The 2,307-nt window shown below is 46.8% G+C and carries 3 protein-coding genes and 1 pseudogene; 3 read left to right on the top strand and 1 reads right to left on the bottom strand.

From position 1 onward, the window contains the following. Window positions 1-249: pseudogene (locus ABD76_RS18165) on the top strand (hypothetical protein); the annotation flags it as partial. A gap of 81 nt (window positions 250-330) precedes the next feature. Here ABD76_RS18165 and ABD76_RS18160 read toward each other — a convergent pair. Continuing rightward, window positions 331-963, bottom strand: coding sequence for a sterol desaturase family protein (locus tag ABD76_RS18160; RefSeq protein ID WP_197258616.1), 633 nt, complete (start codon window positions 961-963; stop codon window positions 331-333). Between the two features lie 114 nt (window positions 964-1,077). Between ABD76_RS18160 and ABD76_RS18155 the strand changes: the two genes are divergently transcribed. Further along, window positions 1,078-1,632, top strand: a complete 555-nt coding sequence (locus ABD76_RS18155; RefSeq protein WP_242069631.1) for a uracil-DNA glycosylase — start codon at window positions 1,078-1,080, stop codon at window positions 1,630-1,632. A gap of 173 nt (window positions 1,633-1,805) precedes the next feature. Beyond that, window positions 1,806-2,307 (top strand): IS630 family transposase (locus ABD76_RS18150; protein ID WP_197256132.1); only part of this gene is annotated, 502 nt, incomplete at its 3' end.

Genomic DNA, 2,307 nt, shown 5'->3' with positions numbered 1-2,307 from the left:
ACCTACTATGGACAACTGCATTCGATTGCGCTGACCTTTAGCGAAAAAGATCGCTACATCACGATTCGCGGGTTCCTGAAGTTGATCAGGGACAAATACGAAATTCGTCTTTTTGCGGACTCCTATTTTTCCGTTACCCACCAGTTTTTGATTTTACCGAATCGTCTGTGGGAGGAACTGGACGCCCGGTGCCCGACGCGGACTAGGGAGATGTTTCGCAGCATCGATGACGAGCTGGATTTTCCGTGAGGGTGCCTCAGAAGGAAAAAATGCGATTATCGCTTATAAAAGCAACCCGCAAACTTTGGTGTTTGGCGGGTTGTTTTTTCTTTACAGGTCAAGCTTTTTACTTTCGCGTTGTTCAAGGCTGCGGGCCGTCTGGCTTAGCTCGACATTTTTTTGATCCTGAAAGGTTCCCAAGGCGAGATCAAAAACCGGGTTTGTCACGCCGTACCAGTAATTTTCATTTTTATAGTGATGCCATAAATGGACTTTTTTCATCCAACGGCCCCAGGGGGTAACGGGGGTAATCGGACGATGGGCGATATAGTGCTTCCACTCATAAAACAAGAGAAACAGGATCACGCCAGCGATAAAAGCATTCGTAATCACGAGGCTTGCTGAAATAAAGTAGGCGATGGTTCCCGCGATGGCGAGATTCGGCAGAGTATACCACAAGGGCAGAAACAATAAATGCAGGTCATTCGGATTGGAGTGATGATCATAATGCAAACGCTTAAGTAATTTTAAAAAGAAGGGGTTCTTCGGAGTTTTTAGGTGAAACAGGAAACGGTGCGTAAAATACTCGGCGGCGGCATAAGCGGCCATGCCTATGGTGAATGCAATCCATGGGCCGATGGTTGTCAGGCCTGGAATGAGCAGGCTAAAACTGACCAAGAAGATTCCGTACATGATGCATATATCGGGAAAAAGGAAAAACTCTTTTATATATTTAGTCTTCATTCAAAACGCCTCCTTAATGCCGTTACTTAGGGCCAACGTTTCCGTGTTTCTTGTGAAGCGGCCTTTTTGCTGCGCTGATCTATGAATATGCAGGAAATACGGGGGTGTTGCCGGTTGATCACTGGGAATGCTGGTTCAAGTAAATTACCGTCGCTCAAGATAAGTCAGGGGAACCGTAACCTAAAGAAAGGCAAGTTTTTGCTCTGGGTGGGGGATAATGTATTCATTGCGTGCGAAAGAGAGGATCGGCAAGGAAATTCGTTTTTATGCGGTACCCGGGAAACACTCCAGCATGCTATGAGGGAAGCGGGTATCGATACAAACGCGGTTTATATCACCTATTTGCTTAAATGCCGACCGATGCGTGCTTATAATAAGCCTGAGGCCAGAGCAGCATGTATTCCCCATCTACAATTACAGCTCCTGGAGAAGCAGCCGTCGGTATTATTTGGTTTTGGGAATGTCGTGGCGGAAGCAATATTCCCACAGAAGGAGAACGCCAGTGTCAAGGAATTGCGAGGGAGCTGGCACGAGTTTCAGGGTATCCCGATCAGCTTTACCTATCACCCGCTTGCCGTAAGAAGGAGACCCAATTTACTGAGGCTCTTCGTAGAGGATTTGAAAGCATTGAAGGAGAAGTGGAAGGAAAGATCAACGCCGGCAACATAAGCGCATATGTGGTTGGCGGTTGGCAGCATCTATTTTTTGGCCGGAACAATTTAATTAAAAATCAATCAACTAAAGAAGATCTATATAGAATAAACTATTGAACTTCCATAACAGGAGGGTTTTGTCCCATCATTGTCGAATTCAGAAATACCCTGAATGAGGCGGTGAATGAGATGGATAACAAGGAAGCGCTGGCTGCAGTTGAAGAACGAATAAGAACGACGAAGGATCGCCGCATGTACGAGCGACTTCAAACCGTACGTTTACGATTAATGGGCAAGTCTGTACGCGAGATTGCCACGATCATCTGTCGTTCGGAGAAAACTATTCGCCTTTACATCCGCGCCTATGAAAAAGAAGGGTTGTCGGGCTTGGCCATGCAATTCTCTCCCGGGCGATCCCCACGCCTGACGAAAGAACAGCGGGACGCATTGAAGCAAGTCATTGTGAACCAGGTGCCAGCAGACGTTGGATTCACCGCCAAATTCAATTGGACGTTGCAACTGATAGCAGACTACATTGAGCGTACGTATGGATGTACCTATTCGCTGCGCGGCGTTTCGAAGATGATGGAACATATGGGCATGAGCTATACGAAACCGACGTATACGCTTGCCGCTGCAGACCCTGTTAAACAACAACAGTTTGTCGAAGAAACGTTTCCGGCTCTAAAAA

It is taken from the genome of Paenibacillus dendritiformis (assembly GCF_015845845.1).
In the GTDB taxonomy this organism is placed as follows: Bacteria; Bacillota; Bacilli; order Paenibacillales; family Paenibacillaceae; genus Paenibacillus_B; species Paenibacillus_B dendritiformis_C.
This window is presented reverse-complemented; position numbering and strand designations above follow the sequence as displayed.

What these genes read in the sequence shown, in the direction of transcription:
- ABD76_RS18160 (WP_197258616.1), bottom strand. Translation starts at nt 963, where the DNA reads ATGAAGACTAAATATATAAAAGAGTTTTTCCTTTTTCCCGATATATGC.